This is a genomic window from Bradyrhizobium erythrophlei (assembly GCF_900129505.1).
Lineage (GTDB): Bacteria > Pseudomonadota > Alphaproteobacteria > Rhizobiales > Xanthobacteraceae > Bradyrhizobium > Bradyrhizobium erythrophlei_D.
Genome location: NZ_LT670818.1, coordinates 814,482 through 839,347, shown reverse-complemented (window position 1 = coordinate 839,347; position 24,866 = coordinate 814,482). Strand labels below are relative to the sequence as shown.

General features: G+C 59.1%; 23 protein-coding genes, 1 tRNA gene and 1 pseudogene. 12 read left to right on the top strand and 13 right to left on the bottom strand.

Annotated features, from left to right (window positions below; genetic code table 11):
• The first annotated feature begins 4 nt into the window (after window positions 1-4).
• On the top strand, window positions 5-2,107 hold the full coding sequence (locus B5525_RS03950; RefSeq protein WP_079564784.1) for a P-loop NTPase fold protein: 2,103 nt from the start codon (window positions 5-7) through the stop codon (window positions 2,105-2,107).
• Between the two features lie 25 nt (window positions 2,108-2,132).
• Complete coding sequence (locus B5525_RS03945; protein WP_079564782.1) at window positions 2,133-2,933, top strand: lytic murein transglycosylase; 801 nt, start codon at window positions 2,133-2,135, stop codon at window positions 2,931-2,933.
• 96 nt (window positions 2,934-3,029) lie between these two features.
• Here B5525_RS03945 and B5525_RS03940 read toward each other — a convergent pair whose 3' ends face one another.
• Window positions 3,030-3,377, bottom strand: coding sequence for a hypothetical protein (locus B5525_RS03940; RefSeq protein WP_079564781.1), 348 nt, complete (start codon window positions 3,375-3,377; stop codon window positions 3,030-3,032).
• Entirely contained in the window at window positions 3,370-4,947 is a 1,578-nt protein-coding gene (locus B5525_RS03935; protein WP_154073053.1) for a hypothetical protein, read from the bottom strand. The genes B5525_RS03940 and B5525_RS03935 overlap by 8 nt, the downstream gene beginning before the upstream one ends.
• Window positions 4,948-5,234: 287 nt before the next feature.
• On the opposite strand from B5525_RS03935, the gene B5525_RS03930 reads away from it, so the two are divergent.
• Window positions 5,235-6,041, top strand: a complete 807-nt coding sequence (locus B5525_RS03930; protein WP_079564778.1) for a lytic murein transglycosylase — start codon at window positions 5,235-5,237, stop codon at window positions 6,039-6,041.
• Window positions 6,042-7,120: 1,079 nt separating this feature from the next.
• Here B5525_RS03930 and B5525_RS03925 read toward each other — a convergent pair.
• Window positions 7,121-7,962 (bottom strand): annotated as a pseudogene (locus tag B5525_RS03925) (SDR family NAD(P)-dependent oxidoreductase).
• A 164-nt stretch (window positions 7,963-8,126) separates the two neighbouring features.
• On the opposite strand from B5525_RS03925, the gene B5525_RS03920 reads away from it, so the two are divergent.
• From B5525_RS03920 to B5525_RS03910, 3 genes are all read left to right on the top strand, one after another.
• Window positions 8,127-8,738 carry a LysE family translocator gene (locus B5525_RS03920; RefSeq protein ID WP_079564777.1) on the top strand — a complete coding sequence of 204 codons (612 nt, stop codon included), beginning with the start codon at window positions 8,127-8,129 and terminating at the stop codon, window positions 8,736-8,738.
• Between the two features lie 656 nt (window positions 8,739-9,394).
• On the top strand, window positions 9,395-10,609 hold the full coding sequence (locus tag B5525_RS03915; RefSeq protein WP_079564775.1) for a GGDEF domain-containing protein: 1,215 nt from the start codon (window positions 9,395-9,397) through the stop codon (window positions 10,607-10,609).
• A gap of 18 nt (window positions 10,610-10,627) precedes the next feature.
• The gene (locus tag B5525_RS03910) at window positions 10,628-11,251 is read left to right on the top strand and encodes a peptidoglycan recognition protein family protein (RefSeq protein WP_079564774.1); all 624 of its coding nucleotides are present in this window, start codon (window positions 10,628-10,630) and stop codon (window positions 11,249-11,251) included.
• A gap of 52 nt (window positions 11,252-11,303) precedes the next feature.
• Here the strand turns inward: B5525_RS03910 and B5525_RS03905 are convergent, their stop codons facing one another.
• On the bottom strand, window positions 11,304-11,666 hold the full coding sequence (locus B5525_RS03905) for a hypothetical protein (protein ID WP_079564773.1): 363 nt from the start codon (window positions 11,664-11,666) through the stop codon (window positions 11,304-11,306).
• Window positions 11,667-11,785: 119 nt separating this feature from the next.
• On the opposite strand from B5525_RS03905, the gene B5525_RS03900 reads away from it, so the two are divergent.
• On the top strand, window positions 11,786-12,289 hold the full coding sequence (locus B5525_RS03900) for a hypothetical protein (RefSeq protein ID WP_244567825.1): 504 nt from the start codon (window positions 11,786-11,788) through the stop codon (window positions 12,287-12,289).
• A 103-nt stretch (window positions 12,290-12,392) separates the two neighbouring features.
• Here the strand turns inward: B5525_RS03900 and rpoH are convergent, their stop codons facing one another.
• Both rpoH and B5525_RS03890 read right to left on the bottom strand, forming a co-directional pair.
• A complete protein-coding gene (gene rpoH / locus B5525_RS03895) occupies window positions 12,393-13,292 on the bottom strand; it encodes an RNA polymerase sigma factor RpoH (protein WP_079564771.1) in 900 nt (299 codons plus the stop codon).
• 215 nt (window positions 13,293-13,507) lie between these two features.
• The gene (locus B5525_RS03890) at window positions 13,508-14,530 is read right to left on the bottom strand and encodes an RluA family pseudouridine synthase (RefSeq protein ID WP_154073052.1); all 1,023 of its coding nucleotides are present in this window, start codon (window positions 14,528-14,530) and stop codon (window positions 13,508-13,510) included.
• Window positions 14,531-14,546: 16 nt separating this feature from the next.
• Here B5525_RS03890 and B5525_RS03885 point away from each other — a divergent pair, with 16 nt between their 5' ends.
• The 3 genes from B5525_RS03885 to B5525_RS03875 all read left to right on the top strand — a co-directional run bounded on the left by B5525_RS03885 (window position 14,547) and on the right by B5525_RS03875 (window position 16,293).
• On the top strand, window positions 14,547-14,885 hold the full coding sequence (locus tag B5525_RS03885) for a hypothetical protein (protein WP_079564770.1): 339 nt from the start codon (window positions 14,547-14,549) through the stop codon (window positions 14,883-14,885).
• Window positions 14,886-14,996: 111 nt separating this feature from the next.
• Window positions 14,997-15,071: transfer RNA gene (locus tag B5525_RS03880), tRNA-Glu, on the top strand.
• Window positions 15,072-15,360: 289 nt separating this feature from the next.
• Window positions 15,361-16,293, top strand: coding sequence for a hypothetical protein (locus B5525_RS03875; RefSeq protein ID WP_154073051.1), 933 nt, complete (start codon window positions 15,361-15,363; stop codon window positions 16,291-16,293).
• On the opposite strand, the gene B5525_RS43555 is transcribed toward B5525_RS03875, so the two are convergent.
• From B5525_RS43555 to B5525_RS03840, 7 genes are all read right to left on the bottom strand, one after another.
• A complete protein-coding gene (locus B5525_RS43555) occupies window positions 16,222-16,683 on the bottom strand; it encodes a hypothetical protein (protein WP_154073050.1) in 462 nt (153 codons plus the stop codon). The two genes, B5525_RS03875 and B5525_RS43555, sit on opposite strands and share 72 nt — an antisense overlap.
• Window positions 16,684-16,690: 7 nt before the next feature.
• The gene (locus B5525_RS03865) at window positions 16,691-17,287 is read right to left on the bottom strand and encodes a helix-turn-helix domain-containing protein (RefSeq protein WP_154073049.1); all 597 of its coding nucleotides are present in this window, start codon (window positions 17,285-17,287) and stop codon (window positions 16,691-16,693) included.
• A gap of 3 nt (window positions 17,288-17,290) precedes the next feature.
• Complete coding sequence (locus tag B5525_RS03860) at window positions 17,291-18,082, bottom strand: TIGR04255 family protein (protein WP_172899811.1); 792 nt, start codon at window positions 18,080-18,082, stop codon at window positions 17,291-17,293.
• 186 nt (window positions 18,083-18,268) lie between these two features.
• A complete protein-coding gene (locus tag B5525_RS03855; protein ID WP_079564764.1) occupies window positions 18,269-18,535 on the bottom strand; it encodes an HGGxSTG domain-containing protein in 267 nt (88 codons plus the stop codon).
• Window positions 18,532-19,140 carry a hypothetical protein gene (locus B5525_RS03850; RefSeq protein WP_244567824.1) on the bottom strand — a complete coding sequence of 203 codons (609 nt, stop codon included), beginning with the start codon at window positions 19,138-19,140 and terminating at the stop codon, window positions 18,532-18,534. Before B5525_RS03850 ends, B5525_RS03855 begins: the two co-directional genes overlap by 4 nt.
• Before the next feature lie 609 nt (window positions 19,141-19,749).
• Entirely contained in the window at window positions 19,750-20,169 is a 420-nt protein-coding gene (locus tag B5525_RS03845) for a CBS domain-containing protein (RefSeq protein WP_079564763.1), read from the bottom strand.
• A gap of 232 nt (window positions 20,170-20,401) precedes the next feature.
• Entirely contained in the window at window positions 20,402-20,872 is a 471-nt protein-coding gene (locus tag B5525_RS03840) for an aminoacyl-tRNA deacylase (RefSeq protein WP_079564762.1), read from the bottom strand.
• Window positions 20,873-21,511: 639 nt separating this feature from the next.
• On the opposite strand from B5525_RS03840, the gene B5525_RS03835 reads away from it, so the two are divergent.
• Window positions 21,512-21,805 (top strand): antibiotic biosynthesis monooxygenase, encoded by a 294-nt coding sequence (locus B5525_RS03835; RefSeq protein ID WP_079572907.1) that lies wholly within the window; start codon window positions 21,512-21,514, stop codon window positions 21,803-21,805.
• Window positions 21,806-22,121: 316 nt separating this feature from the next.
• A complete protein-coding gene (locus tag B5525_RS03830) occupies window positions 22,122-24,857 on the top strand; it encodes a UPF0182 family protein (RefSeq protein WP_079564761.1) in 2,736 nt (911 codons plus the stop codon).
• Window positions 24,858-24,866 lie beyond the last annotated feature (9 nt).

Below are 24,866 nucleotides of genomic sequence, written 5' to 3'. Positions count from 1 at the left end.
CACGATGGCGCCGGCGGCTGGTAACGGTCACGATGCGTCTGGCGCCAAAGACGAACTGGCGCGCGAGCCTCTTGCAAGGCAAATTTATGAGTGTTTGAAGCCCGCCGAAGCGAACTGGTCAGTTCGGGTAGGTTTGTTCGGGTCTTGGGGCCTTGGAAAGACGACAGTCGCGGACTGGATTCGTAAGTGGGCCGCTGAAGAAGGTCATGTAGCGGTAAATTTCAAGATAGCAGCGGAAAATAAAGATACCCTTTTTCACGCCTTGAGCGTCGCTATCTACGATGCACTCAAGGATGCCGGTGTAGAAATTGAAAATACGCTCTTTTCTAAAACATTGCGAGAAGCAAGAAACTGGGCAGCCAGCAAAGGTAAAAATTTATCTGGTTTAGTACCGAATTATTACGGGGCAGGCGGCGTTATTTCTAGCGCATCTGAGTCTCTTCAGTTTGGCGAGGGTGATCTCGCCAAGATTCGGTCCGCGCTCGTAGAGCAAAAACGGCGCATCATTATCGTTATAGATGACATTGATCGATTGGATGCGTCAGCTCTGCCAAGGGTGTTGCTGATCGTTCGTGATGTCTTGGATCTCCCTGGATTTTCCTTTTTACTCCCGTTCGACGAAGCCCCAGTCATAGCTGCTTTGCAAAAGCATATTTCGACAGAAGGCTCTGGAGAGGGCTTTTTGGAGAAAATTCTGGATTTTCAATTTCGCTTGCCGCCCTTGTCAGAGGAGCAGCAACTTTTCTATTTCCGAAAGTGTATGGCAGAGGCGGCTGATTTTTTTCCGACAGACGCAATCTTTAGACTCGTTGACATTTTGCCTGGAACGCCACGACGCCTAAAGAGCTTGGCGCGTCATATAGGCTTGCTTCGCGAGTCGATAGCCCGACATGGGTCGAACGAGGTTAATTGGCGGTTGCTGTTGTATTCGGCGATTCTCCGGCAAGAAGATGAGCGTTTTGCGAGCAGATTTCTGGACCATCTTCTGTCTGGTGAAGATGGATTTACGTTTTCTTTCATCGGTGCGGACGATGAGAAGAAGAAACGAGCGGAAACGCTAGCCAGTATTTTTGAGCAAGCGGAAGTCAAATCATTAGCGAAAAAAGATCGGCTATCAGAAATTTGTAAATTTGGTTCGGATCAGTTTTCTCGCATGAGTCATCAATGGTCTTATGAAACTGTTGCGCTGCTTGATCGTCCACCCGCGATGACCCAGAAAGAGCTAATCCAGGTCCTAGATCAGATTAAAAAAAAGCCGACGTTTGATGCATCTGAGTTAAGCGATTTGCTTTCAAGCGACAGTATGAGCTTTGTTTCGGGACTTGACCGTCTAGCTACTACAATGGGTTCGCTTTATCGGAACACGGTTGTCGCAAAGATAGAGGCTTTTACCGAGGATGATCGCGAGGTGGCTGAGGCAAAATTGCTTGCCAGCATTGCTGCTTTCGAAAGGGTGGTCGCCATCGCGTCACAACTACCGGCTCCATCTCGAAGAGCGCTTTTTTGTAGTTTGTATGACGTTGTAACCTCATTCAAGGACTCTGAACGCGACGGTGAACAGAATGTTCATCGTGAGGTATCGATCTTCGATAAGTTGATATCTGCGGCAAATCAGAGAGAGATAGAACAGATCGATGCACACATACAGAAGCCAGGTAAGCGAGACAGCCAAGTGCTGGTGGATGAAATCACACGCCGTCTCGCAAAGCGAATTGCAAACGATTTAGTGGATCGATTCCGGCGTAAGTCGGTATTTGCTTTTCTGCGGCTCAAGAATCAAAGTCTTTATACGAAAATTCTCACTCAGCCAGACGGGCCGCTTTGGTCCGGAGACACTGGAGAGCTGTGGTCTGCAGTTCTAGCCCAAGCCAGCGACGATCCGGTCATTCAGAGGAATGCGGCAGAATCGCTTGAGGTTTTTAGCACCCTAACGAGTATCGATTCATCGAGTCTATCTGATGCAATATGCAGAGTATGGGAGGCCGCCACAGCGAGGCCCGTAGGGAAGATGTGGCAAGAAGAATTGCTTCAGAGACGAAAGCAGTTAACGAAGATAGGGCTTAATGCAGGGCGTTTAGTAGTTCCAGCGTGGCTTAATCCGCTTTAGAGTTCGCTTATCCAGGGAGTTTCTCATGACCAAGCGCAAAGAATTTACTTCGTCTGCCTTCGTCGCGCTGGCCATCCTCGTCTGCCTCACCGCCTGTGCCCGCGCTGCCCATTGCGGCAGTTCGGCCGCCGGCTTCGAGGCATGGAAGAGCGAGTTCGCAAGCGAAGCGCGAGCAAAAGGCATTGGCGCATCGGCCGTCTCGGCGCTGATGGCGACGAACTACGCCCAGGCGACCATCAATGCCGATCGCGGCCAGCGAAGTTTTGGTCTCTCGCTCGATGCGTTTCTCGCCAAGCGGGGTGCGGCGACCATCGTCGCGCGCGGACGCTCCATGAAGCAATCCCAGGCAGGTCTGTTCGCATCGATCCAGCAGCGCTATGGCGTGCCGCCCGGTCCGCTGATCGCGATCTGGGGGATGGAGACCGGCTTCGGTAGCCAGCGCGGCAATCAGAACATGCTCTCGTCGATCGCAACGCTTGCCTATGACTGCCGGCGGCCGGAATATTTTACGGAGCAGCTTTACGCGGCGCTGCAATTGATCGATCGCGGTACGATGTCGCCTAGCCAGCGCGGCTCCATGCACGGCGAAGTCGGGCAGACCCAGTTCCTGCCCAAGAACATCCTGGCCTACGGCACCGGCAATCTCGACAATGCTGCCAACGCGCTAAGCTCGACGGCGAATTTCCTGAGGGCGCACGGCTGGCGCGCAGGCGCGGGATACCAGCCCGGTGAGCCCAACTTCGCCGCCATCGAGGCCTGGAATGCGGCCGGGGTCTATCAGAAGGCCATCGCGCTGATGGGCCGCCAGATCGACGGCGGCGAGTGAGGGGCGGCGGCCGGGCGGTGGTCTCGCCGGGAATTTGTTCAGACCGCGGCCGACGTTGCGCTTAAGCCGGTCGCGCGAGCAGCCGTATCCTCGCGACTATCCCAATTTTTTCGTCAATTCAGAAAGTGCCACACTCCAAAAGAACCCATTTTGGAAGGCGAGGGCCCAGTGCGCGAATGTGAGTTTCTTTCTGTTCAGTCCGCCTGAATAGTACAACTGGGGGAAGACGACCAGACTCGCAATAAGCGCGACCGCGAACACCTTCCACCCGAGGTTTCCGGCACTCGTGAAGGCATCATAGATGACCTTGCAAACGGCACCAAGAGCCACGCCGCCAAAGAGCTGAACCTGGCGCTTATTTTCGCTCCCAGTGCTGCCGCCAAAAGCAGGTGCGGGCCCATACAGCGAAAAATATCTCGAGAGCGTTTCGGAAAAATCAGCCAAGCCAAATCTCCATCTCACTATATTTGGACGAGCGCTTCGCCTCTTTCAAGTTCGTCAGGGAATTGTCGCCGGACTTCGTTTTGCGGTCTACGATGCTTTCAAAAAAATCAACGCTTCGCTCGGCATCGATTTTTGTTTGTGGCGCGATGACAGCGGCGGCGCCGCACTCCAGCAGCACTTGTGAAAAGCTGCCCAGGTCCGAAATTTCGGCCGTTTCACAACAGAAAAGGTAGACGACTGGTTTGTTCGCGCTGATTTCCGCCTTTCGCGCAATGATCTGCTCGGCAGATAGCTCGGATCCCTCGGGAGGCGGCGCCGGCAGATAAATCTTGCGCTGGTCTCCATGGGCGACCACGATGATTACATTCTTCGACGTCGAAAGAGAATCCAGTATCTGCTGCGACGACGCACTGCTTGTCCTATCAAACCCGTGGCGCCCCGCGCGGTTGGCCCAGAGCGGAGCAACGTCGCTCCACAAGTCCCAATCTGCTCCGCCCGCCTTGAATACGCTGTTCAACTCGCCCTGACTCGCCGGTACGCCAAAATGCAAGGCCGTATTGTCCGCATTGGGAGGCTCTCGCCCAAGCATCTCGTGCAGATTCTTCGCCAGCCCCTCGCAATCATCTTTTACCGACCGCACTACGATATTGCTTTGGAAGATGCGTTGATAATTTATGCTTTGATGATCTCCATCGACGACCGCAAGCGTTCCGTTCTGAGGGATAAACTTGGATGAAGCCTTTTTTATCTCCGACAAAAAGGCTTCTGCCATAGCCTCTGGCTCAAGAGATTGCGGCAACGTGATAAAAATGCTGCCGAATGCACTCGATCCCAGATGCATGATTGTCTTGCCCGCGCAACGGTGGACGGAAAATAATCCCTGGGCCTGCAGATCCAAGCGGCCGCTCCATGCACGCCGCAGGAATTTGCGGGCCGATGCCACAGCTTCGCGTCCAGGCGATCCGAGTTCCGGCGCGGAAACGGAGACCTTACATTTGCGCAGGAGCTCAAGCAGCTTGGCGTTTCCAAGCAGCTTACGGAGATTGTTGAAAAGCGAGGTGGATTCGAGCGACTGCTTGATGGCCAGAAAAGCTGCCTCTGCCTCTTTGGCCTGCGAATTTATCTCCGCTTCGAAGCGGTCGATCGCACTGCGATCCAGAATTCGGGGCGTCTCAGCCGCGAGAAACTTGTGAAACGCCTCCAGCTCGTATTTTTTCTCTAGTGCCAACAACACAGGCGGCGCATCGTGCCGGAGCTGCTGAAACAAATCCCACTTATCTTGCACGTAAGAATAGTGAGCCTGCACCCGTTCCCGGTGTTCTCTGGCAAGACGCTCCGCTTCGATTCTTTGAAGTTCTCGCGCTGCAGCCTCTTGTTCGGCTCTTTCGCGTTCCAGTCTTGCAGATTCCCGCTTTTGGGTTTCAAGCCTGTCTGCCTCCTCCTGCGCTGCCGCTCGCGCTAATTCTTCCGAGCTTGGGCTTGGATCTCGTTCTGCCGGAGCACGAACTGTCGCCCGCTGCGACGTGGTGGCAGGCCTGCGCTGAGGTGGCATCTGCATGGTAGGGCCCATCGGAAACTCCCGCCGTTTCGCAAGGAGATTAACTCAAAGGTTGTATATTGCAACGGCTGTTATCTGGAGGCTGTGTGGCTGAACTCCCCAATCCGGAAGCTGGAATTTCCGTTGAGCTCTCATCGAACTCTCGCACCGGCCGTCCGGCAGTCCGCTACTCTCCGTTTCTTTCTTCATATCGGCCGGAGCTATAGCGTGGATCGCGGGTCACCGTGACCGGCTCTCGAAAGAAGCGATGGGAGGTGCTAAGAGGCATGGAGATCATCGTTTTGTAGGAATATCTCCTTATGCATCGCCTCCGCCTCGCTATCCTCGTCTGCGTTGTCACCCTCGCTACTCCCGCACTTGCCGCCAAATGCGGCGGCGACTTCAACAGTTTTGTCGCGAGCATCTCGGCGGAGGCGGCGGCCGCCGGCATTTCGCAAGGCGTGACCGGACAGGCATTCGTTGGTGTCACGGAGGACGCCTCCGTGCTGAATTTCGACCGCCGCCAGCGCTACACTTTCAACAAGTCGTTCGAGCAGTATGTCTCGACCCGCGTCGGCGCAGGGCGCATCAATGGCGGGCGGGCGATGCTGCAGCGGCATGCCGCGCTATTCTCGCGGATCGAGGCGCAGTTCGGCGTGCCCCGGCAGATACTGGTCGCGATCTGGGGGCTGGAGACCGATTTCGGCAAGGGCGACATGGGCAGGCTGCCGGTCATCCGCACGCTCGCCACGCTGGCGCATGATTGCCGCCGCACCGAGCTGTTCCAGGGCGAATTGCTGGCGGCGTTGAAGATCGTGCAGCGCGGCGATCTTCCCTTGCGCGACCTGATCGGCGCCTATGCCGGCGAAATCGGGCAGACGCAGTTTTTGCCGTCGTCCTACATCAAGTACGGCGTCGATTTCGACGGCGACGGCCGCGTCGATCTGCGCCACTCGGTGCCGGACGTGCTCGCCTCCACCGCCAACCTGCTGCACACCAACGGCTTCAAGATGGGCGGTTCTTACGAGGAGGGCAGCGCGAATTTCGAAGCCATGCGCGAATGGAATCACGCCACGATCTACCGCAAGACCATCGCCTATTTCGCCGACCAGCTGGTCGGGCGGTGAGTTAGGCGCCGTCATTCCGCCGCACCCACGGTTGTCATCACCCGCGAAAGCGGGTGATCCAGTACGCCGCAGCCTCTCGATTTCATCGCTAGCCGCGGCGATTACTGGATGCCCCGCCTTCGCGGGGCATGACGACCGTTTGCAGGACGAGCGACGTGTACGATCGCCCGACGTTCGCAAATCGTCCTCACCGGTCACGCGTCGGGTTAGGTATTTAATCCACCCGACGGGCAAATCACTGAATGGCCTGTCCAGCCCTTCCGCGAAAAATATTCTGGTTTTCCGAAAGTGCAAATCACCTTATAAGCGCTGCCGTCCCGTCCCAATCTGAGGGGCGTTTCGCGATCGTCACGAATGCGGGTCGGGATGCGGTGGACGCTGGAAGCGCCTTTGACGAACGGCGCGTGAGGCGGACGGCAAAATCGTGTGGTCCTGACGCCTCGACGCTGGCGTCAAGTCGGCGGGAAGAAATTCCCGCCGGCGATGGTGACAAAAAAGCCCGATCGCCGGGGAGAGTACGACATAAGCCGTAAACCATTGCGCGGGGAATGCCGGGTGTTTCCCGGTGTGACCTGACAACGCGTGTGCTCACTACCACTACTTCCGCACACGCGGCTATCGGGCGCATCGGACGCCCGGCATTCCCTGCGCCCTCTGTTTGCAGAGGGCCGAACGAACCGGCCAAACCTCGCGCGCAAGGCGCGGCGAGATCGCGAAGGTGTGTGTTGCCGTCATTGCGAGGAGCGAAGCGACGAAGCAATCCATCGTGCAACAAGAAAGAAAGCTGGATTGCTTCGCTTCGCTCGCAATGACGGAGAGAAGTCCGAGCGCAATCCCTCCCCTCCCTCCACGCGCCCTCGCGCGTGGCGGGGTCCGAGGCGAGCAAAGCTCGCTCTCGAGGTCGGGGGTGGGGGGTCTATCGGTTTGCTCCTCTGGCAGCGAGTCCGCCGAGGCACCCCCCACCCCCGACCCCTCCCCGCCGCTTCGCGGGGGGAGGGGAGCTCACCGCCGTTGCCAATGCATCGATGGTCCAATTCAGCAGAATACTTCGCGGAGTCGCAACGACGAATTCAAATCCCTCACTTCCCCGCGTTCATCGCCTTCTCGATCCGCCGCTGCAGCACAGACCAATAGGTGGCGGGCCGAAACCGCTGCAGGAGGTCCATGAAACGGGCGTCGTTGCAGATCAGGATGCGCGGCTGGTTTTTTTCGATGCCTTCGATGATGCGCAGCGCGGCCGCCTTGGGCGTGGTTTTTGCCACCGCGTCGAACCGCTCGATCGATTGCGCGCGGCGGGCATTGTCTGTCATGCCTACCCCGGTGCGGGAGTTGCGGGCGATGTTGGTGGCGACGCCGCCGGGATGCACGACGGACAGTTTTACGGGGCTTTTCGCCGTCGCCAGCTCATGCCGCAGGCTTTCCGAAAAGCCGCGCACCGCGAATTTCGCCGCCGCATAGGCCGATTGCCCGGGCGGCGCGATGATGCCGAAGATCGAGGAGAGATTGACGATATGGGCCTCGGGTCGCTGCGAAAGATGCGGCATGAAGGCGCGGGTGGAACGCACCACGCCCCAGAAATTGATGTTCATCAGCCATTCCATCTGCGCCTGGTCGATCTCGGTGAACTGGCCGAGCAGGGCGACGCCGGCATTGTTGATGAGGATGTTGAGGCCGCCATGGGCGGCGACAGCGTTTTGCGCGAAGGCCTCGATCTGGCCGGGCTCGGAGACGTCGACGCGGTGCACGCTGACCTTCGTCGCGCCGGCTTTTCCGATCTCGGCGGCGACCGCCTGCAGCCCGGCCTCGTCGCGATCGGCCAGCGCCAGATCGCAGCCGCGCGCGGCGAGTTCGAGCGCGAGCGCCCGGCCGATGCACTGGCAGCACCCGTCACGGCGGCGGCGGCTCCACGGATCGCAGTCATCAGGCCAGCTCCATGTCGGGAAGATCTTGCGCGGCAACCCTTATACGGCTGCAAGGCTTTGGCAACCGGGCGCGCCATGACTTCCCGCCGGGCGCGCCATGGCTTCCCGCGCGTGCTAGAATTTCCAAAATTCCTTTTGGATTCCAACTGATCGGAGACCGTCGATGTCGCTCGCGTTCCTCCTGACCGCCTTCATCGTGGTCGCCTCGCCCGGCACCGGCGTGCTCTACACCCTGGCGGCCGCGCTGACCAAGGGGTCGCGGGCCGGCATTGCCGCGGCGTTCGGCTGTACGCTCGGGATTGTCCCGTCGATGTGCGCTGCCATGCTCGGGCTGGCCGCGGTGATGCACACCAGCGCACTGGCGTTCGCGACCCTGAAATGGTGCGGGGTGGTCTATCTCCTCTACATGGCCTTCCAGGTGCTGCGCGAGCAGGGAGCGCTCGCGGTCGATGCGCGCCTCGAGGCGCGCTCGCTCAAGCGGGTGGTCGTCACCGGTTTCCTGATCAACATCCTCAATCCAAAGCTGTCGATCTTCTTCCTGGCGTTCCTGCCGCAATTCATCGCCACGGACGAGCCTCGCCCGCTGCTTCTGATGCTGGAGCTGAGCGGCACGTTCATGGCGATGACGTTCGTGGTCTTCGTGGTCTACGGCCTGTTTGCAGGCAGCGTCCGCGACCGCATCGTCACGCGGCCGAGGGTCATGAGCTGGCTGCGCCGCGGCTTCGCCGGCGGCTTTGCCGCGCTCGGTATCCGGCTGGCGTTTGCCGAGAGATGAGGCGCGACCACGCATGGTTCAAGAATCAAAAAGGCGGGCGCAGGGCCCGCCGTCTCCAAATATCGCTTCGCCTTGGCTGGGTGCCCGGGCGGAGCTTGGGCCCCACCCGGGCTTGAACGTTACTTCTTCTTGGCTTTCTTCGCCTTCTTCGCCTTTTTCGCCTTCTTCGCTTTCTTAGCCATAGTATCCTCTCAGGGTTTAATGGATGGAAACGCGACACGAGGCATGCTCGGCGGAGGGCCAGCCTCGCAACATCCTCAAATGCAATCCCAGCAGATTCGCAGGCCGCTGCCCCGTACTGTCACGCCGGTGTCATCGCGTTATCCACAGCTGTTATGCGTTTTTGAGTGCGATTTTGCGAAAATCTTCGCTCGCCATCGTCTTGTCGCCACCGGCGATGACGCCGGAGGTGAACATCAGCGCGTCTGACGCTCCGCTCCAGGGTTAACGATGCGCCAATGCGAAGGCGCCCATTGCGTCGATCCGGAACAACGAAGGCGCTTCTTCATGATTTCAAAACCACGGTATGGATTGCCGATTCCGCGGTGAGAGTCCGTTAAGCGCCACGGCTGCATTTTACTGCTGAATCAGGGATGGTCATGGGCGGGTCGTTCGATAACAGGGGAGGCAGGGCCGTTTGGCTCCTGCATTCATAGATGCTGAGCGTTCCGACGCTTTGGACGGTGTTCGTCATCAATTTTCTCGCGCTGGGCCTGATCTGGGCCTATGTCGCGCGCAGTTACCCCGGGCTGGAAGCCGCGCGTTTCTGGACCGCCTCGGCGTTTGCCGCCGCGCTTGGCGCCGCACTGGCGATGCTGCGCTTCGAGATTCCTTCGATGCTGACGCTGCTGGCCGGTGGCACCACCATGATTTTCGCTGCATGTCTTGCCGCGATGGGCATCAGGCGATTTTACGGTCAGCCAGTCGCCTGGCGCGACGCTGCGCTGATCACCGGACTGACTTTCGCCACGCTTGTCTTTTTCATCGTCGGCTACGACAGCGTGCCGATGCGGATATTCGTCTATTCGGTGGGCCAGGCGGCGCCGCTGGTGCTGACGCTGAAGCTGTTGCTGACACGGCGCGACGGCGATATCAATCACGGCGCCTGGCTCGCCGGCATCGTCTCCATTCTCATTGTCGCGTTGTACGCGCTTCGTGCCGCCGGCGGCCTGCTGGGCATCGGCGGTGACTACTCCTATATCCACGCCAATCCGGTTCAGTCGGTGCTGGTGCTGGTGTTGATGTTCCTGTCATTGTCGTTGAATTTCGGCTTCCTGCTGATGGCGGTCGACCGGCTGCGCAGCGAAGTCGCCGATCTGGCGCTGCTCGACGATCTCACCGGCGTCGGCAACCGGCGGCATTTGCTGCAGCGGCTGACCGAGGAATGCGCGCGCTCGGAACGCAGCGGCAAGCCGTTTGCGCTGCTGGTGATCGATCTTGACGGCTTCAAGCTGATCAACGACACCCATGGCCACGCCGCGGGCGACGCCTGCCTGCAGCATTTCACCCTGATGGCGCAGACGCGGCTGAGGCCCGGCGATATGCTGGCGCGCACCGGTGGCGACGAATTCTGCATCGTGCTGCCGGCGTCCACGCTGCGCGAAGGCGCGATGATCGCACGCCGCATCCTGGATGTGTGCCGCGCCGATGCCGCGGCCTGTGTCGGCGATGAAATTCCGATTTCGCTGTCGATCGGGGTCGCGCAATGGAGCCGTGAGATGGGCCCGTACCCGGACCGGCTGATGGCCGCCGCCGACCACGCGCTCTATGCCGCCAAGAAAGACGGCAAGAACCGCCAAGCCGTCTACGACCCGTCGCCATCACCTCCGCTCGCGCCCGCGCAGCAGCCGGAGCTGCGGAAGCTCGCCTGAGCGTGCTATCAACTCAACATGCATCTCCGCCTGCTGACAATGGCGCTGTTCGCCGTCGTGATCGCTGCTTCGGCCTCCGCGCAAACACCTGATCTTGGGGCCATCGCGCGCGGCACGGGTACGCCCGGGATTCCCGGGCTGAAGATGGTCTGGCTCGCCCCATGGGGTGACGTGACAAGGGCTCATCCCTGGCGCAACATCATCGTGCATCAGACCGAGGGCCCCGCCGGCTCGGCGCGTGGCGGCGCGCAAGAGCAGTCGAAGAACCCGACGCGGCGCGGCGTCACCGTCTGGGTGGAAACCGACGGCACGGTGTACTGGGCGGTGGCGGAAAATCTGGTGCCGACCCATGGCGACGGCGCCAATCGCAATGACAACAAATATATCGACAACGGCCCGACCTATCACCAGGTGATCGGCTCCAATTCGATCGGCGTGGAATTCGCCGGCAATTATCCCGACGTGACGCGCCCCGCCACCGAAGCGCAGATCGCGGCCTGGCGGATCCTGGTGAAAGTGCTGCGCGCGCGTTACGGCATTCCGCTCGAGCGGGTCTATGCCCATGACTGGATCGATTTCAAGGACGCCCGCTATTGCGAAGGCTGCGCGCTGGCAACGTTGGCGAGGCAACAAGGGGAGTAGGGAGTTCGTCATTCCGGGCGCGCGTCGGCGCGAACCCGGAATCTCACAAGCGTCAGATCGGCTGCGCCATCCAGCGGAAGATGCGGCTGATCAAGCCGGGACGGCGTTGGCGCAGATCGTCTGGGGAAAGTTCGTCCGGCGCAAGGTCATCCTGCTCGATGCAGCGGCGAAAAAAGTATTCCAGGAACACGCTGTCGTTCGGTTCGGTCACCGTAAATTTGTCGTCGCCGACGAACACCGTGTAATCGTAGAAGAACGGCCCGATCAGCGGCACCGCGGCCGAGGCGCGGTCTTTGGAAATCACGAACTGCGAGGGCTCCAGCCCATGCGCGATCATGGCCTGCTCAAGGGCCGGCAGCCGGCGCATGAACTCGGCGGAGAAGCCGCCGACGGTTGATTGCAGCGTGATCGACATGGCTTCCTCGAGCCGACATTTCGCCTGTCTTGGTCGGCCGAAACTGCCCGCCGGTTCAGCCCCTCTTGGCGCAGGACCTTTGCCATTGTAGCCTCCGCGGCGGCGAGGGGGTATTTCCAATGTCGGCATCATTGATCTGGCCGGTTGCCGTAGGCCGTTGGCGGCGGTTTCGCGCCGGCGGCCTCACGGCCTTTGTATTTCCAGCCATCGTGCTGTTGCTGTGCACCTCGCTCCTGGTCGCGCTGGAGGCGCCCAGCAAACCGTTCCTTGAGAAGAACAGCTTTCTTCTCTCCTCGGCCGGCTTCCGCGTGAAGATCGCCAACGATGCTGCCGGGCAAAAGGCGCTGCGTGCCCTGCCGGCGCACCGCTTTGTCATTCACAAGAACGGCGGCGACCTCCGCTATCTCTATGCCGAGCCGGCCCATTGCGTTTGCATCTTCATCGGTACCGCGGCGAACTACAGGGATTATCGCGACATTCTTGGCCGGGGATTGCCGCAGGCCGACGACGTGTCGCCGGACTACAAGACCCAGGCGAGCGCGTTGCTGTATGGCGATCTCTACGACTGGGACAATCTCAACCAGCCCGACAGCCTCGCGGAATATTTGCGGGATTATTATTGAGGGGCTGTTGGCTCGTCATAAGCGCCCGTGACGATCCGACAATTCGACCCAACAAAAAAGCCGGCGTTGCCGCCGGCTTTTCGTCTCGTTCAATCCGCCTCGATCAGTGCGCGGCTTCGAGTGCCGCCGCTTCCTGCTTGGCGATGGTGCCCTTCACGGCCGACTGCACCTTCTCGAAGGCGCGGACTTCGATCTGTCGCACGCGTTCGCGCGACACGCCGAATTCGGCGGCGAGGTCTTCCAGCGTCATCGGCTCCTCCGCCAGACGCCGCGCCTCGAAGATGCGCCGCTCCCGCGGGTTGAGCACGCCGATAGCGCCGTTCAGCGCCTGCCGGCGATGATCGAACTCCTCGTGCTCGGCCATGATGGCTTCCTGGTTGGGCGAGTTATCGACCAGCCAGTCCTGCCATTCGCCGGCTTCGCCGTCGTCGCGGATCGGCGCGTTGAGCGAAGCATCGCCGCCGAGCCGGCGGTTCATGTCGATCACGTCCTGATCCGTGACGCCGAGGCGCTTGGCAATCAGCTTCACCTGGTCGGGGTGGAGATCGCCCTCGTCCAGCGCGGAGATCTTGCTCTTCGCCTTGCGCAGGTTGAAGAACAGCTTCTTCTGGTTCGCGGTCGTACCCATCTTCACGAGCGACCAGGAACGCAAGATATACTCTTGTATTGAGGCCTTGATCCACCACATGGCGTAGGTGGCGAGCCGGAACCCCTTCTCGGGTTCGAATCGCTTCACCGCCTGCATCAGGCCGACATTGCCTTCCGAGACGACCTCGGAAATCGGCAAGCCGTAGCCGCGATAGCCCATGGCGATCTTGGCCACGAGCCGGAGATGGCTGGTGACAAGGTGGTGCGCCGCGTCGCGATCGTCATGCTCGCGCCAGCGCTTGGCGAGCATGTATTCCTGCTGGGGTTCCAGCATCGGAAATTTGCGGATCTCGGCGAGGTAACGGGATAGGCCGGATTCTCCATTGAGAATCGGCAGGGTAGCTGTACGGGCCATTTAGCGCCCTCCAGTGGTTCAGGCCCCCGATAGCGGCGGGCCAGGCAGGCGGCCGCTTTGTTAAAGCCAGTCGCGCTGCGATGTTCCGCGTTGGATATTCAACGCACGTGCAACATACACCATTCCGGGGGGCATTTGGAAGGATCGCGGGGGTCACGTCTCCGTGGGGCAGCTATAACCTGTTGTCATATCAAAGATTTTCGGACCGCCCTGCGTCATAGCGCCGCTCGCAGGGAATCTTTGAGGTGGCCGAGGTCATCGGGCAAATCCGAAATCCACTCCAAAATCACCCCGGTTTGGGGGTGTTCCAGGGTCAGGAGATATGCGTGCAGCGCTTGGCGGTCGAGGGCGGCCAAGGCCGCCCGGCTCTGGGGGCCGAGATGGCTTGCCTTGGTCTTGAAGTGCGGGCCGTAGACGGCGTCGCCCATCAGGGGGTGGCCGATATGGGCGAGATGGACCCGGATCTGGTGGGTGCGCCCGGTCTCGAGCTGACAGGCGAGCAATGCGGCGACCGGTTTGCCGTCGCGCCCATTGAAGGTTTCCTGGACCTCCCAATGGGTGACCGCCTCGCGTCCGCCGTCGCGGACCGCCATTTTTTCCCTCGCATGGGGATGCCGGTCGATCGGCGCGTCCACCGTGCCGCGCTGCCGGTTCGGCACGCCCCAGACGAAAGCCATATAGCCGCGCCGCATTTCTCCGGTGCGGCCATGGTCGGCAAATTGCGCGCTCAGCGATTGGTGGGCCCGGTCGTTCTTCGCCACCACCATCAGTCCGGTGGTGTCCTTGTCGAGCCGGTGCACGATCCCAGGACGCTTGACACCGCCGATCCCGGAAAGGCTGGCCCCGCAATGGGCGATCAGCGCGTTGACCAGGGTTCCCGTCTCGTGGCCGGCGGCCGGATGCACCACCAGCCCTTTGGGCTTGTCGATGACGATGATGTCGTCGTCCTCGTAGACGATATCGAGCGCGATATCCTCAGCCCCGGGATCGGCGGCAATGGCTTCCGGTACGTCGATTGTGATCGTATCGCCTTTGGCGACATGATAAGCGGGGTCGCGGAGGGGGGCGCCTCGGGCGGCGATGTGGCCGGCGAGGATCAGCGCTTTCAGCCGCGAGCGCGACAGTCCCGGAAGCCGCGCCGCCAGCACGCGGTCAAGGCGGGTCGAGCCCTCGTCGCCGCCGACGGTAACTTGCAGGCTTTGACCGTTGTTCGAAGCCAGTTCCAAAGAAGAGCCCATCCTAAAAGAGTTCTGCATGACCGAGACTGTTGCACCCGAACAGACCCCCGAGCAGGCCGCGCTGTTTGCGCGGGTGCGGCGGATGATGCTGATCGCGAGCCTTACCACGGCCTTGGCCGTAACGGCTGTTTTGATCGCCGTCGGCTATCGTCTTTTCCGGTCAGAGGGAAGTGTGACGGCCGCCGCCACCGATGTCACGGCGAGCCTGCCGAAAGGCGCCCGCATCGTTTCCACCGATGTAGCCGGCGATCGCCTGGTGGTGACGCTGGATGTAGGCGGGACGACCGAAATCCTGACCTTCGATGCGCGGACCCTGAAACCGGCCGGCCGGCTGAAATTCGTCAGCGAACCCTGAACTCTCATCCGCAAACCCCGCAAAGCGCGGTTTGGCGCGGGATCAGACCCACTAAATAGGTCTCGGCTGTCTTGCAGCAAGCCGATTTCAAGGCTATTGGCTGAAGCCAACGCTCCCTTCGTCTAGCGGTTAGGACGCGGCCCTCTCAAGGCTGAAACAGGGGTTCAATTCCCCTAGGGAGCGCCAGCGATTTCAATAGCTTGAATATCAATTTGTCGCCGCCGCTTGTTGCTTCTTCAATTTTTCTCCAACTGTAATTTGGCTTAGCAGGGAGCCGAGGCGCCATCCGACGGCAAAGGTCTCGCGTTCGAAACGCGTCGGAGTGCCGATGAATTCTAGGGGATTAACCCGGATAACAGCCAATCTTCTCCACGCTATTCCGCACCAAATATCGCCTCGACCTTGAATTGAACTCGTGTAGCGCCGGTTGCAGGGGTAAGGTTTGCACTTTTACCGGATATGGGGAAGGCAGCCAGTGGAAACCGCGCAGCTATGGCTAATCTCTTTTTTCGCTGAATTTCAGAAACTCCCGCTTCTGACGCAGTATGCCGTCATTTTTCTATGCGTTGCTGGCTCGATCGTTCATTTTTTTGCCTACAACGAGAAGACCGCGCACGATGGACCTACGCTGTTCACGACCGCCGGGATCTTCTTCACCTTTGTTGGCATCGCCGAAGGACTGTATGGGTTCGATGTAAGCGACATCGAAACCAGCATTCCAGGGCTACTGGCCGGTCTGAAGACGGCTTTCTTCGCCTCCGTGGCCGGCGTTTTCATAGCGTTATCCTTGAAGCTAAGACTTCTGCTATTCGGAGTATCGGACGGCTCGCACAGAAAATCTGAGGGCGCAACTGTGGACGATCTCGTTGATCAGATCGCAGCGCTCCGAGAGGCCGTTGCGGACAACGATGGTCGGTCACTCATATCCGAAATTAAGCTCCAACGGCAGGACAACAATGATCGACTGGATGCTCTGCGTCGTTCACTAACTGAATTTGTGGAACGAGCGACTGAGAATAACTCCAAAGCTCTTATAGAGGCCCTTCGGGAAGTCATCAGAGATTTCAACAGCAAGATCAGCGACCAATTCGGCGAAAATTTCAAGCAACTCAACGCTGCCGTCGGCAAATTGCTAGAATGGCAAAGCGCATACCGGATGCAACTCACTGAGCTTATTGAACAGGAATCCAAAAGCGCGCGGAACATGGATGTCGCGGCCACCGCGTTCCAATCTCTAACTGAACACTCGCTGGCATTCACTGAAGCAGGGTCATCGCTGGTGACGCTCCTTTCGTCTCTCAATGAGCAGCGATCCCAGATCGAGGACTCGATTAAATCACTCGGTCAGCTCTTGTCCACTGCGTCCAACGCCATCTGCGAACGCGGACCGCTGGTACCGTGCAACTAACCACCGTTGGAGTATGACTAGTTCTTCGTAAAACAGACGCACATGCGAGTCGGGGTCATGCTGAAGTAAAGAATTTTTTGGAATCGCCATCTTCGCGGTAGCGGAAATATCTATCAAGATAATCGTTGAGCCCGATGAACATTCCAGATGAAGCCGACGAGTATTCTTTGCAAAAGTGTAATTGCCATCCACCTTGCCGACCTTGCGACCGACAATAATCTCAATCATTGGTTCGGTATCCGGCGCTTGAGACAAATCGCAATCATGCGATATGACAATGGCGATTGTGGATTCCGAGTTGTCGCCCGTCAAGAGACCCAATTCGCTCAGCGCCTGTTTGGGCAATAGATGGCCTTGACGCCATTTGGTGCTGCTATCCCAAATGGCCATGCCTCAGCTAACTTTCCTCATTGTGCATCGGCACACCCATTACGGGAGATCCTATCTTTCGGTCTTTTCGCGCCGCAAGCCGCGCTTGCAGTCGGTCCCTTTGTTCACTCTCCCGTCGAAGCATCGACACAAGCGTAAGCGCTGCGTGCTCTGCGTCTCCCCCGTCCTTCACAAATTCAATAAACGTCCTGCCGCCAGCTAACTTTCTGCGAAGCGCAAACACTGGATTTAACACTTCTGTCGCTACCACGTCCGCAGCGCGGCCCAAGCTCGAGAGCTTATCGGCATTATCGGCAGCAACTGGTTTCCCCGATAGCCAGTCGTATACAGCCTGTCGCGAAACTCCGACAACAGTTGCAAGCTCGGTGACGGTCAATTTGAGAACTTCGCGGACACGCGCAATATCCTCAGTTGGCGTGCGCTCGGTAACGTTTTGTTTTTCGGGAGTATCATAGCGTGCAAAGGCATATCCCTTGTCGCCTTTGGCTCGATAATACTCGCCTGTTGCTAGGCCGCCAGTTCCGACCTGCAAGGCAATAGTGGCGGCAGCAAAAACAGCACCTGAAAACCAACGCGCAGTCGGTGTGCTAGGGAGGGCTGTCATGAATCACTTCCATTTTTCCAAAGCGTGAGACGTAACTGTGAGCTTAAAAATTTTCTCAATTTCATCATGCAGCATAAATAGCTCTGATTTTAGTTTTGCGCTGTCATATTTCATTCGCGATTCGGTAAAACAGTCATTATCTAGGATCGCATGCAGACCATTTAGATTTTTAAAGCGCTCGGGCAACTCAAGCAGGAGTGGTTGTAGGTCAGGAGGTATACCAACGGGACCGGGTTGGACAATAACCCTGGATACAATGGTCGCATTTTTTAGCTGGCTTCGGGTTTCGAAAAAGGAATGCGTAAGCTCACCGCTGATCTTTTCAACCAATCCGAACACGGAGGGATTCAGGTAGTGGGAAAGCTCGTCTCCCGTGTCAGGGAAAACCGCGTCGAGGTAACGAACACCCACTCGGTCCGTATAGCTCAGGCCGCCGACGGTCGAGTCGATAATCCGCAGCCCTTCGAGAAGCCGCTGCGAGAAAGTTTCGAATACATCGTATTCGGTTGCCATATAGGTCAGAGAATCCTGAAGCAGGATGAACCCAAGCGTTTTTTCCATGTTGGAAAATACGTACTGAGCAACGGCGGTCGCGGGCACGGCTTGTCCGCCCTCGATCGATCCCGCCAAATTCAGGCTGAAGGTTTGGGCCATCACCTTCCTGAAGTCGGGATATCCCAACTTCCGCAACGCTTCCTGTATGGCGGGCGCGTAGTTATCCAAAGCTAGAAGCCGGTTAAATCGGACTTGCGCCATGCCAAGATAGACCGGCGCGCGGCTCATTTTCTTGCTCATCGGAGCCCCTTCGCTTGACGCTTTACTTGACACTTTACATTCGGCTTTACAAGTGGAAAAAAGGTTAAAATGTTCCATAAACGTGGTCCTTTTGGTGGGAGGGGCAGGTATTGGTGAGCTCCTCTTATCGGCCCGTTGATCCATTCCGATTTTGTGGCGGCGTTGCGCGCTCATTGCGAAAGTCACTCACTTCATCTCCTCCAGCAGCCTCCTTGCTTCCCCCAACAGCGCCTGAATCCGCCGTCGCTCGGCGATCGCATCCTTGGTGAACAGGCCGTGCTTGCGCGCGCTCCGGTTTGCCTTTGGCGCGCCGGATCCCGGAGCACCGCCATGCATGCGGCAGCGCTTCCTGCCGTGCACCGCCGGCGAGCGGCACGTGCCGCCGGAACGGGTCCTGGCGCCGCAACGTGGGCTCGCCAGCATCGGGCCGGTATTTCTGACGTGATCGCTCATGCCTGGGCTTCCCGCCTGGCCGCGGCGGAATCGCGCCTTGGCCTGGCGCGCGCGGCCTTCGGCGCATCTTGCGCCGCGGACCCCGGATTCTTGTCCGATACGATCACACGCGCATGCTGCGTGACGTTGCCGACAATGGCCTTGCCGCCGTCGCCCACCGACACGTTCTGCACCTTAATGGCAGGTTCGCCCTGGCTCCGGTAGCGGTTGAGCGCCTCGATCTGGGCGGGAAAGGTGCGGGCAAGCCTGCCCAGCGCGCGCGCAGCACTGTCGTGCCGAGCGAGATCGTCCGCTTGCGCAAGCTGATGGGCACATCGCATCGCCATGACATGAACGGAAACCATCTGCGCGACCAGCATGGCCTCGACGGAATCCCGGGGGCGAATGCTCTTCACCATCGACATCATGAAGGAGAGGTTGACCTCGTCGGGACTCTCGCCGCTCACGCTGGCCTTTACCAACTGTCTGATCATGCCATGCATCGCTTCGCGGTCGGCGACCCCCAATGCATCAGCCATGAGCTGGTCGCCGATCTTGGGGTCCGGATGGTCGATGGAGAATCCATGCGACAGAAGCTTTATTTTCGGGGCGGCGGCGGCGTTCATCGGGTCGGTTGCGGTGATCGTGGTCGGCATAACGGTGAGGTCGGGAGCGGTGTTCATGTCGAGATTCCCTTCGGCCACGGGCGCGGCAGGCGCGCGATTGGGTCACGCGCCGGCGATCGCCGCGGTTGGGCGTTCCAGTTGCAATGGTGGGCGAGGACGTCGAGCCGCAATCGCAACCGGCGCGCCGCATGGCTGCGGAGCGACGGGCGTTTTACAGGATTGCGGGATGGTGAAGAAATGCCCGTGATTTGCCCGACGTGTCAACCTGCTTTCGACGCCTCCATGCCGGCCGCCTGCACCTTTGCATGGGGTTGTTTTCGATATTTTGGCAGCGCGCACCTTCGAAGGCGGAGTTCTCCAACGTCACCCGCAGTTATGCCGGCAAAGGCACGGTGCGATACGCATTGGTAGGACCTGCATATGAATATCCGCAGTAGAGCGCCAGATTCCGGCGCCAGCAATGGTGAGGTCTGCCATTCCCCGCAGGCTTGAACGGCTTATCCGCCGCCGGGCGGGCGGCATTTCTTCGTCGAAGACGGCGCACGAAAATTCGTCGCCGCCAAGATCGTGCGGCTTGGAGGCTATCGCAAGAGGAGCGCCGGCCGCATTTCAGTGATGCGCCGAAACACTCCTGACGGTCTCGTTCAGCAAATCACCTGACGCGGAACGGCCGACGTCACCCAGACTGATGATGCCGACCATCCGCTTGCTCTTGTTGATCACCGGCAGCCTGCGGACCTGCAGCTTCTCCATATGATGCATCGCCTTTGCGAGGTCATCGTCCTCCCGGCAGCAATGGATGCCTTCAGTCATCACATCGCGCGCCGTCGCGCGGCCGGCATCGAAGTTGTGGCTCGCGAGCCCTTTGCAGACGATGTCGCGGTCGGTCACCATCCCGATCAGTTTGTCGTCCTCGCCAATCGGAATGCAGCCGATGTCATGCGCCCGCATCAATTTGGCGAGTTCGGCGATAGGGGTGTTGGGGCTGACCCAGTCGACACCCTTGTGCATCACGTCTTTGACTTTCATGGCGCGCCTCCGTTCCTGGTTTCAGCTGCATTGATGCAATGCAGCAGCGCCCCCCATTTTCTGAACTGTACAACCGATCGGGTGCGAAATCACAGCAGAAAGCTTCATTCCCGGGCGATCCGACCAGACAAACCCCGGCGCTGTCGCCGCCACCCTCCTGAACAATTGACAGCGACTTCTCGGCCGGGGTTCCCGCCCAAGACCGCAAAGGCAATGGGCGGTGCGCAAATCCTCAGTCGTGCGCGCTAAAGCGCCCGTGCAATGCGTTCGCCATCAGGCGCGCAAACTGCGCGTGACCCATATGAAGCAGCGTCTCGTGATCGCCGGCTTCCATATAGATCTCCGGCTGTGCCTCGATGCTATCGTCGACGATGATATCCAGCCCGTAGCATTTGCCGACGGCAGGAACTGCACCGTGTGCACAGTCGCTGAACAGTCGATTGATCTCGGTTTTATCGGCCATGTGGACATTATCGCCGAGTTTTGTCCTCAGTTCCGACAGGCGGAGGTGATGCGATGCGGGCAAGATGGCCAGCATGTATTTGCCGTCGCGCCGCAACACGATGCCCTTGGCGAGACGATCGCCCGAGATATGGCATTCCTCAGCCGTGCGAGTGGACGTCATGCTGAGTTCGTGCGGGATCACCTCGTATTGGATGTTTTCAGCGGCTAGGTATTTCTGGAGCGTGGGAGCAATGAACATGACATTACCTCCGGTGCAAAATGCAAACCATCCACCGTGAGGCATTCCCTGCAGACCCTCGCCGTACGATGGGCGGCTGCCTGATGATAGACCCAACATAGGTCTTCCACCCGCAAGCTGCAATTCGTCGTCGTTGACCAACTCCATGGCGAGATAGTCGGGATACTCGCGCCGTCGGCGGTAGAGAGTACGCGAGCACCGCAATAGGCTTCTTCTCCCGAACGGGCTCGGGCCGCTCTCCGTTTGGGCACATGCGAGGATTACATGAGGTGGGAGATCTCGTCGAAGTTATATAGCAATTTCAATTATATAAGAGTTCTCAGTTTTATTCTGAGTGGCGCGCCAAATTGCCACCATTCAGAATAAAACTGTGAACCCGGACACGGATGCCATCAACGCCGGTGGGCTTCCGTCATGGCCAAGGCATCAACTTGGATGCCGCGGTACCTGACCGTGCCCGATCACAAGCTGGACCTGCTGGGACCGACGAGCGTGCGGCTTTCCATGGTGTCGTTGCGGGGGATGGCGTACGCTTAGTACGCGGGAAATCCCGCTGCCCGCGCGCCCCGGCTATTCTTGGCGTCATGCATGGTCGCGGCAGTCGCGACTGCGGGCGGCCCGCCGGTGAAGGAGGAGCCCATGTATGCCGCCATTCGTCAGGGCAAAGCAAAGTCTGGCATGGCCGAAGAGCTGGTACGCAGGATCAAGGAGGGTGCCATTCCGATCATCAGTGATGTCGAAGGCTTCATGGCCTATTACGTGGTCTATGCGCCCGACGACACGGTGACGGCGATCAGCATCTTCAACAACCATGCGGGTGCGGAGGAGTCGAACAGACGCGGGCTGGCGTGGATCGAGCAGAATCTCGCGCCTCTGCTGATCGGGCCAGCCACGGCGGTCGCGGGACCGGTGATCGTGCATACGCTGGCATAGAAATGCGCGCCGGCGTTTCGGCGCGCGCATGTACCAGCCGTGGCGTCATGAGGGGAAGAGCCGCGCTCTTGCTCGGCTTCTCTTGTCCGGATCAAGCTAACTTGGCCAAGAAGCCATCGGTGTCTCCGGCCCTGGCTCCAAAGGTTCGGAACAGCCTCGCTCGCTCCGTCGTCCCGGCGACGGAACTTCCGCGCCTCCCGCCTGACGCGCAATCCCGACCACAAATCAAGCGGAAAGCGTCCCTCAATTCCGCTATCATCCAACCATGACGATCGGGATTACTGGACCCGGACGGAAGGCACCAAGGCGAAGCGCCATGGTCGGGTTGATCATCGCGGCCGTCGTCGTCGGGATTTGCCTGATGCTGCTCGGGCTCGCGAGCGACTTCCTGGTCGATTGGCTGTGGTTTTCCTCGGTCGGTTATCTGCAGGTTTTCTTGACGGCGATCGGCGCCAAAGCCGTCGTCTTTTTCGCCGTTTGGACGGCGACCGCCGTCATCCTTTGGCTGAACGGATTGTTCGCTGTGCGCCTTGCCCGGCGGCAGCCGACACAAGCTGTCGCCGCCTCCGCGTGGACACCCACGGGCAGTGTGCCGCCGTCAGATCTGTTCGCGTTCATGCGCGAGCGACTGCTGTGGTCCCGGGCGATCGCAGGCGGTGCAGGTTTGCTCGCTCTGCTGGTCGCCGCGGCAGAAGTCGGCAACTGGGGCGCCCTCCTGCAGTTTCTCTATCACGTGCACTATGGCGCAGACGATCCGCTCTACAACAAGGACATCGGTTTTTATCTCTTCGTACTGCCTGCCTATATCATCATCAAGAACTGGATGCTGCTCAACCTCGTTCTGAGTGCGCTCTTCGCCGGAACGATCTACTGGGTGCAGGGCGACATCGAATACGACGCTCACGGTCGATCAATGTCGCCCACCGTGATTGCCCACGGCTCAGCGCTGGCCGGTCTTCTCTTCGCGGTGAAGGCGTGGTCCTATGGTCTTGACCGCTATCTGCTGCTCTACGGCGACAACGGCGTGGTCGTCGGCGCAAGCTACAGCGATATACATGTCGCGTTGCCGGGCCTGTGGCTATTGATTGGGCTTTCGATCATCGCGGCGTTCGCCGCGTGGGCAAACCTCCGGGTACGCACGTATCGGCTTCCTGCCGCCGCGTTCATCCTCGTTGGCATCGGCTCCTTCGTGCTGACCGGCGCGGTACCTGTGCTGTTCCGGCACTTCTTCGTCAAGCCAACCGAGTTGCAACTGGAGAAGCCCTACATCGAACGCAATATTGCGCTCACCAGGCTGGCCTACAATCTCGATCAGATCGCAGCCAAGCCGTTTGGTGCCGAACAGAAGCTTACGTTCAAGACGCTGGACGCCAACAAGGCGACAATCGAAAATATCAGGCTGTGGGATTGGCTGCCCTTGTCGGATACCTACGCGCAGCTTCAGGAGATCCGCACCTACTACAAATTCCATGATTTTGACGTTGATCGCTACTGGCTCGATGGTTCCTACCAAAGCGTGATGCTCTCGGCTCGCGAAATGCGATCCTCCTTGCTGCCGCCGAACGCCCAGACTTGGGTCAACCGCCACCTGCTGTTTACTCATGGCAATGGCGCGGTGATGAGCCCGGTCACCCGCAAGAGCGCTGAAGGACTGCCGCTGTTTTATTTGCGGGATATTCCTCCTGTTGCAGACGGGGGTCCCAAGATCCGCGAGCCGCGGATTTACTTCGGTGAAGAGAGCGACGACTACGTCATCGTCAAGGGGAGCGCACCGGAGTTCGATTATCCGAAGGGGAAAGACAACGTCTATGCGGTCTATGACGGCGCCGGCGGCGTTCCGATCGGAGCGATGGTGTGGAGGACGCTGTTCGCTTACTACTTCAACGACGCGAACCTGCTCCTCTCAAACTACATCACAACCGACAGCCGGATCATGATCCGCCGCAATATCCAGGAACGAGTGCGCACGATCGCCCCGTTCCTCAGGCTCGATCATGACCCCTATCTGGTGATCAGCGATGGGCGAATGTTCTGGATGCAGGACGCCTATACGACGAGTTCCTATTTCCCCTCTGCGCAGCCCGCGCAAGATATCAATCTCAACTACATTCGCAATTCGGTAAAGGTTATCGTCGATGCCTATAACGGAACCGTCGACTTCTACTTGATCGATCCCGCCGATCCGATTGCGGCGACCTACCAGCGCATCTTTCCAAGCTTGTTCAAACCGTTCACAGCCATGCCTGCCGACTTGCAGAGGCACATTCGCTATCCGGAGGATCTGTTCCTGATTCAGGCGCGGCTCTATCAAACCTACCACATGGAGGCCGCCGACGTTTTCTATAATCGCGAGGATCTCTGGCAGTTCCCGCGCCAGCCGGGCGGCGACGGCACCTCAATGATGACCCCTTATTACATCATCATGCGGCTGCCCGGCGAGCCGCAGGCCGAGTTCTTCCTCATGCTTCCCATGGTACCGAGCCGCCGCGACAACATGATCGCTTGGCTCGCCGCGCGCTGCGACGCGCCCGACTTCGGCAAACTGATCGTCTACGAGTTCCCCAAGGAGAAACTCGTCTACGGGCCGTTCCAGATCGAGGCGCGGATCAATCAGAATACAGAGATATCGCAACAACTCACGCTATGGAATCAAATGGGCTCGCGGGTAATACGCGGCGCGAACTTGCTTGTGATCCCGATCGAGAACTCGATCCTTTATGTATCGCCACTCTATTTGCGAGCGGAGCACGGACACCTGCCGGAGCTGAAACGCGTGATAGCAGCCTATGGTGAACATGTGGTGATGAAGGAGACGCTCGCGGAGGCCCTGTCAGCGCTGTTCACGGAACCCGGCGCTGCGCCGGCAGTGTCAAGCACGACGGAGGAGATCCCCGCCACAAGCCCAGCGGCAAGTCAGGCACGGGAGGCGCTTGATCGCTACAATCAAGCAGTGGAGCGATTGAAGTCTGGAGATTGGAAGGGCTTCGGCACACAGTTCGATGCAATGCGCGAGCTTTTGGAGGAAATGAACCGACACTCTACCGGCCATTAGCTAGTGCCC